Source organism: Solemya pervernicosa gill symbiont, assembly GCF_002020875.1.
Classification (GTDB): Bacteria; Pseudomonadota; Gammaproteobacteria.
Map to the genome: position 1 here is coordinate 24,843 of NZ_MPRL01000033.1, position 6,890 is coordinate 31,732.

Here is a 6,890-nt window from a genome sequence, read left to right on the forward strand (position 1 = left end):
AAGGCGCGATTATAGCGTGGCCTTAGGTGTGAGGGTATGTCTGTTCAGATATGGATCTCTTTCCCCTGGAAAGGGTGTGGTGATCGGTAAAAGTGACGTGCTATGTTGAAGCATAGAGATGAACAGACCAGACAGAGATTTGGAGAATCGTGCATGGATATAGTCCAGTACCTCAAGTTGATGGTTCAGAAGGGCGCCTCAGACCTCTTTTTCAGCGCCGGTACACCGGTCAATATCAAAATCGAGGGAGTAACGGGACCGATAGGCGATCAATCGATGAGTCCGGAGATGGTGAAAGAGCTCGCCTACAGCATCATGAACGATAGGCAGATAGCGGAGTTTGAGGAGGAGCTGGAGATGAATCTGGCGATGCCGGTGCCTGAGCTGGGGCGCTTCCGCGTCAATATCTTCCGTCAGCGTGGTGCAGTGGCGATGGTGATTCGCTACATAACTGCCAGGATACCGACCATCGAGGCACTAAACCTGCCGAAGATTTTAAAGGATCTGATTATGGCACCCCGTGGCTTGATCCTGGTGGTCGGTTCGACCGGTTCGGGAAAATCGACCACACTGGCCTCGATGATCGACCATCGCAATGAGAACAAGTCGGGTCATATTTTTTCGATTGAGGAGCCAATTGAGTATATCCATGCCCATAAGAAGTCAGTGGTCGACCAGCGTGAGGTGGGACTCGATACCCACAGCTACGACAATGCGTTGAAAAATGCCCTGCGCGAGGCGCCCGATGTGATCATGATTGGTGAGATCCGTGATCGTGAAACGATGCAGCATGCGTTGGCCTACGCTGATACTGGCCACCTCTGTCTCGCCACCCTGCATGCCAATAACGCCAACCAGACCCTCGAGCGTGTAATTAACTTCTTTCCCGAGAATGCACACCATCAGCTCCTGGAAGATCTCTCCCAACACCTACGGGCGGTGATTTCGCAACGATTGTTGATCGGTGTCGATGGCAAGCGCCTGCCTGCTGTCGAGGTGATGCTCGCCTCTGCCTACGTCAAGGAGCTGATCAAGAAGGGCGATATCGACAATATAAAAGAGGCGATGGAGCAGAGTACCGATCGCGGCATGCAGACCTTCGATCAGGCACTCTTCACCATGTACCGCGCCGGTAAAATCGGTCTCGAGGAGGCACTTTCCAATGCCGATTCACGCAACAACCTCAGTCTGCGTATCCGCCTTGAGGGGGGTGAGGGACTTCGCGCCTTTGAGGGGAGTCTGGAGTACGCCGAAAGTGAAGAGTTTGATGAGAGCAATTTGGACGGACGCAACTAGCCGTTTTCGGGTAGAATCGCTCCTCTTTCGTTTCAGTCAGCTCTACCCATGAATAGACAACCCAAAGCCGTCGCCCTCATCTCCGGTGGACTCGACTCACTGCTCGCCGCCAAGGTGATGCTTGAGCAGGGGGTCCATGTCGAGGGGATCAACTTCTTCACCGGCTTCTGTGTCGAGGGTCATACCCATGCGATCCGCAAGAAGGATCGCAACAAACCGAAGCGCAACAATGCACTCTGGTCGGCCGAGCAGCTCGGTATCAAACTCCACATTATCGATATCATCGAGCCCTACAAGGATGTGCTTCTCAACCCCAAGCACGGCTATGGCGCCAACATGAATCCCTGTCTCGACTGCAAGATATTCATGGTGCAGAAGGCAAAGGAGTGGGCTGAGGAGAACGGCTTCGATTTCATTATTACCGGCGAGGTGATCGGTCAGCGACCGATGTCTCAGCGCAAGGATACGATGCCGGTGGTGGCGCGCGAGTCGGGTGCCGATGATCGTCTACTACGTCCCCTTTGTGCGAAGAATCTCCCAGCAACCCTGCCAGAGCGTGAGGGGTGGGTTGATCGCGACAAGCTCTACGACTTCTCCGGGCGCAATCGCAAACCACAGATGGCACTGGCCAAGCAGTTCGGTTTTGAGGACTACGCCTCACCTGCTGGCGGCTGCTGTTTCCTCACCGATGAAAACTACTCACGCAAGCTGATCGATTTGTGGGAAGGCCGCGGCAACCGTGAATATGAGATGGATGACATCATGCTGCTCAAGGTGGGTCGTCATATCCGCCCTCGTGCCAACTTCAAGTTGATTGTCGGCCGCGAGGAGGGGGAGAACCGTTTCCTCGAGGGGTATCGCAAGCAGTTTGTTTCGATCCACCCGGTCAGCCATCGCGGTCCGCTGGTTCTGGTTGATGGTGATGTCTCTGATGAAGATCTCGACTATGCGGCCCGCATTGCGGCGCGTTTTAGTCAGGGGCGTGATGCAGATGCCGTGGATGTGGTGATTGTGATGCCTGATGGTACGGAGCGACCGACCAATGTTGCACCACTCCCCAGCGAGGATCTGAAACAGGAGTGGTACGTTTGAGTCATCACCATCTCGATGCACGTCGCCTCTTCTGTCCGATGCCGGTGATTAGAGCGCAGGATGCGATCAAGAATCTCAAACCGGGTGATACGCTGGAGGTGGTCTCGACCGACCACGGTGCGTTGAATGATGTGCCAGCCTGGTGCAGGATCAACGGTCACAGGGTGGTTGAACAGCGCGATGAGGGAGATGAGGTTGTGATTATCATAGAGGTTGGTAGCGAGTAGGGAGATGAGCGGACACCACCACACTGAACCGACGGGCGATACTCATAGCGAACGCTATCTTGAGACGCGCCGTGTCACCTTGATCGGTACAGCGATCGATCTGATTCTCGGTGTCATCAAGATCATCTTCGGCTTTACCGCCAACTCCCAGGCACTGATTGCCGACGGCTTCCACTCACTCTCAGATCTGGTCACCGATTTCATGGTGATCTATGCAGCGAAACACGCCAGTAAGGGTGCCGATGAGGAGCACCCCTACGGCCACGGTCGCATCGAAACACTTGCGACGGTGGCGCTGGGTGGCGCACTGATTCTGGTGGCTATTGGCATCTCATGGGATGCGATTGAACGACTACTTCACCCTGAATCACTAATGGTTCCCGGTATGTTAGCGCTGATTGTTGCCGCCATCTCAGTATTGGCCAAGGAGTGGATCTACCACTACACAATGGCGGTAGCAAAACGGCTACGCTCCAAAATGTTGCAGGCCAACGCCTGGCACAGCCGCTCAGATGCTATCTCTTCGATTGTGGTAGTGATTGGTGTCGGTGGCACCATGGCCGGTTTTACCTATCTTGACGCCGTTGCGGCAGTAATTGTCGGTCTGATGATCGCCAAGATTGGTTGGGACCTCGCCTGGAGCAGCGCCCATGAACTGATCGATACCGGGCTTGATACCGAGCAGGTAGAAGGTATTCGCGAGGCGATCATGAATGTGGATGGTGTCAGCACCCTGCACATGTTGCGGACCCGATTGATGGGAGGAGAGGCGCTGGTCGACGTGCATATTTTGGTCGATCCCTATATCAGCGTTTCTGAAGGTCATCAGATTGGTGAGACGATGCGGCGCATGCTGATTGATGATTTTGAAGAGATCAGCGATGTGATGGTGCATATCGATCCCGAGGATGATGAGGGCGGCGCGCCTTGCCTTGGTCTGCCGCTTCGTGAGAAAGTGCTGCAGCAATTGCGCGATGAGTGGGGTCATATTCCCGCTTCTACTCAGATCGAAGCTGAGGTGCTCCACTATATAGATGGTGCAGTATCGGTTGAGTTGCTGCTTCCCCTCTCGGTGCTTGAGGGTGATGTTGGACACTCTGAACAGCTCGCTGCACAGTTCAGCCTTGTAGCTGAAGGGGTTGAAGGCATTCGGGAGATCAAACTTCGCTTTTGTTAGCACCGTTATGGTGCGTCAACGAATGGCATGCACCATAATCGCGCACCCTGTGACTGTGTGTATTAATAAATAACTGAATTTTCATAAAGTTAACTAAATCGGGGGCGTGGCATACTTTGTGCACTTTCCCGGACAGCGAACCTGACGTGCAGAGCTAACGGCAAGCGGTCAGCGTTTTACTAATTTAATAACGTTTGGAGGAAATAGAGAGATGTCAGCAACCAAAGTCTTGAAGATGATCAAGGATAACGGTGTAAAGTTTGTCGATCTTCGTTTTACCGATACCAAGGGTAAGCAGCAGCATGTCACCATGCCTGTTAGCCAGGTTGATACGAAGATGTTCAAAGAGGGCAAGATGTTTGACGGCTCTTCCATCTCTGGTTGGAAGGGTATCAACGAGTCCGACATGATCCTCATGCCCGATTCAACCACTGCCATCCTCGATCCTTTCATGGACGAGCTGACCATGATCATCACCTGTGACATTCTCGAGCCTGCCACCATGCAGGGTTACGAGCGTGATCCCCGCTCTGTCGCCAAGCGCGCTGAGGCCTACCTGAAGTCTACCGGCATTGCCGATAGCGCTCTGTTCGGTCCTGAGAACGAGTTCTTCATCCTCGATGATGTGCGTTGGGGTTCTGACCTCTCCGGTAGCTTCGTCAAGATCGACTCTGAAGAGGCCTCATGGAACACCGAGAAGGTCTACTCTGACGGCAACATGGGTCACCGTCCTACCGTTAAGGGTGGTTACTTCCCCGTTCCTCCTGTCGACTCCATGCAGGATCTGCGCTCTGCCATGTGTCTGGCTCTTGAAGAAGTGGGTCAGGTTGTTGAGGTTCACCATCACGAGGTTGCAACCGCAGGTCAGAATGAGATTGGCTGTGGTGCCAACACCCTGGTCAACAAGTCTGACGAAGTTCAGATGCTGAAATATGTCATCCAGAACGTGGCGCATGCCTATGGCAAGAGCGCGACCTTCATGCCTAAGCCAATCGTTGGTGACAACGGTAGTGGTATGCACGTTCACATGTCACTGTCGAAGAAGGGTAAGAATCTCTTCAGTGGTAACAAGTACGGCGGTCTCTCAGATATGGCCCTCTACTACATTGGCGGTGTCATTAAGCACGCTAAGGCGCTGAACGCATTCACCAACTCTTCAACCAACTCCTACAAGCGTCTCGTTCCAGGTTTTGAGGCTCCTGTAATGCTGGCCTACTCAGCACGTAACCGTTCTGCTTCAATCCGTATTCCTTACGTGATGAATCCGAAGGGTCGTCGCATTGAAGTACGTTTCCCTGACTCGACTGCTAACCCATACCTCTGCTTCGCAGCACTGATGATGGCGGGCCTCGACGGTATCCAGAACAAGATCCACCCTGGCGATGCTATGGATAAGGACCTCTATGACCTGCCTGCAGAAGAGGCGGCTGAGATCCCAACCGTATGTCACTCACTGGATCAGGCACTTGAGGCACTCGATGATGACCGTGAATTCCTCACCGCCGGTGGTGTATTCACTGACGATATGATCGACGGCTTTATCGGCCTGAAGATGGAAGAGGTTACACGCATGCGTATGACCACCCATCCGGTTGAGTTTGATATGTACTACAGCCTCTAAGCTGCAGCTACATAGTAAGACAGAAACGCCCCCTATTGGGGGCGTTTCTGTTTGCAGAGTAGAGTCTATTCCCCTATGTTCTAGCCATGAACAGAGGATTGTTACTATTTATTTTGGTCGTGGTGGCACCCAGTGGCTCCGCCGAAATCTACAAATATGTCGATGAGCAGGGCAATCTCATCTACAGCGACCGCGCGCCACAGGGAGTCGAGCAACTCGAGCTTCCCGATATCCAGCTCTATAGTCATCCACCCCTACCCGAGGCCTCAAAACAGGCAGATGTTGAGGGTGAATCTGATGGAATAGAGACGAACTACAGTCAGATACGTATCACCTCCCCAGGCAGTGAAGAGACCGTTCGTGACAACAGTGGCAACCTCTCCGTAGCGGTTAGTCTAGAACCGGCACTAAATCTTGAGGCGGGGGATACCCTAACGCTATTAATGGATGGTGCGGTGGTGAGTGAGGGACAGACGAGCAGTAGTATCCAACTTAGTGGTATTGATCGTGGCGCTCATACTCTGACTGCATCAGTCGTTAGTAAAAGTGGTGCTACTCGAATTTCGAGTAGCAGTGTCAGATTTTATCTGATGCGCGCATCGATAAACTTTCGAAAGCCTAAAGCACAACCGTAGCTTTAGATTAATCGTTCAATAAACCATTCACGCAGATCTTCGATCTCTTCGTTGCTGACGCTGTGCCCCATCTCATAACTGTGCCAATCGATGCTGTAGTTGAGTGCCGTGAGCTTCTCGCGTGTCAGTTCTGCGGCAGCATAGGGAATAATGGAGTCCTCTGTACCGTGAGCATAGAAGATAGGTGAATTACGGTTCTCGGAAGCTCGTTCAGAGTCGATCTGTTCACGGAAGGGAAGGTAGGTGGAGAGGGCAATGACACCGCCGAGTCGTTGCTTTGAACGAAGTGATGTATAGAGGGCGATGGCACCACCCTGCGAAAATCCAGCGAGATAGATATGCTCGCACGGTATACCTTTGGCAATCTCTGTTTCGATCAAGCTATTGAGATAACGCTGTGATTCTTCGACATGTTCCAGTGACTGAACGACCTTAGGCTCTTTACTGATGACATCGAACCATGCACGCATCTCATATCCACCGTTCATGGTAACGGCGCGATAGGGCGCATCAGGAAACAGGGTGCGTATCGCGTATCGATCCGAGAGTTCTAGCGCATCAGCAAGTAGCACCATATCGCTGTGGTTTGCACCCAGTCCGTGTAGCCAGATGATGGTGTATTCGGCGGACTGTTGAGGCTCTCTGATGGTGGGAATTTGAAAGGTCATCGTCTTAAAACAGAACGGCCGACACTAAGGTCGGCCGTTCATCTTCATAACAGATGTGGCTACTTGATAGCCGTCTCGACAGAGTCGGAACCGCCCTTGTTGTCGACCCAGCTGATGGTCAGCTTGTCACCCTTAGCTGCGCCCTTGAACTTGAACGACAGGTAGGGGTTCTTA

Annotated in this window: 8 protein-coding genes; 6 read left to right on the top strand and 2 right to left on the bottom strand. The window is 52.7% G+C overall.

Annotated features, from left to right (window positions below; all coding sequences use genetic code 11):
* Positions 1-153: 153 nt before the first annotated feature.
* From BOW52_RS09085 to BOW52_RS09110, 6 genes are all read left to right on the top strand, one after another.
* Positions 154-1,296 carry a PilT/PilU family type 4a pilus ATPase gene (locus tag BOW52_RS09085; RefSeq protein ID WP_078483765.1) on the top strand — a complete coding sequence of 381 codons (1,143 nt, stop codon included), beginning with the start codon at positions 154-156 and terminating at the stop codon, positions 1,294-1,296.
* Positions 1,297-1,344: 48 nt separating this feature from the next.
* Positions 1,345-2,388 (top strand): tRNA (5-methylaminomethyl-2-thiouridylate)-methyltransferase, encoded by a 1,044-nt coding sequence (locus tag BOW52_RS09090; RefSeq protein ID WP_078483766.1) that lies wholly within the window; start codon positions 1,345-1,347, stop codon positions 2,386-2,388.
* Complete coding sequence (locus tag BOW52_RS09095; RefSeq protein ID WP_078483767.1) at positions 2,385-2,615, top strand: sulfurtransferase TusA family protein; 231 nt, start codon at positions 2,385-2,387, stop codon at positions 2,613-2,615. The genes BOW52_RS09090 and BOW52_RS09095 overlap by 4 nt, the downstream gene beginning before the upstream one ends.
* 4 nt (positions 2,616-2,619) lie before the next feature.
* Positions 2,620-3,792: a cation diffusion facilitator family transporter gene (locus BOW52_RS09100; RefSeq protein WP_078483768.1), complete on the top strand. Its 1,173-nt coding sequence runs from the start codon at positions 2,620-2,622 to the stop codon at positions 3,790-3,792.
* Between the two features lie 211 nt (positions 3,793-4,003).
* Entirely contained in the window at positions 4,004-5,413 is a 1,410-nt protein-coding gene (gene glnA / locus BOW52_RS09105; protein ID WP_078483769.1) for a glutamate--ammonia ligase, read from the top strand.
* A gap of 98 nt (positions 5,414-5,511) precedes the next feature.
* On the top strand, positions 5,512-6,048 hold the full coding sequence (locus BOW52_RS09110) for a DUF4124 domain-containing protein (protein WP_172840275.1): 537 nt from the start codon (positions 5,512-5,514) through the stop codon (positions 6,046-6,048).
* A 2-nt stretch (positions 6,049-6,050) separates the two neighbouring features.
* On the opposite strand, the gene BOW52_RS09115 is transcribed toward BOW52_RS09110, so the two are convergent.
* Positions 6,051-6,716 (bottom strand): alpha/beta hydrolase, encoded by a 666-nt coding sequence (locus BOW52_RS09115; RefSeq protein WP_078483771.1) that lies wholly within the window; start codon positions 6,714-6,716, stop codon positions 6,051-6,053.
* A 59-nt stretch (positions 6,717-6,775) separates the two neighbouring features.
* Positions 6,776-6,890, bottom strand: a 115-nt coding sequence (locus tag BOW52_RS09120; protein WP_172840276.1) for a thiosulfate oxidation carrier complex protein SoxZ, incomplete at its 5' end; no start/stop codon positions are given.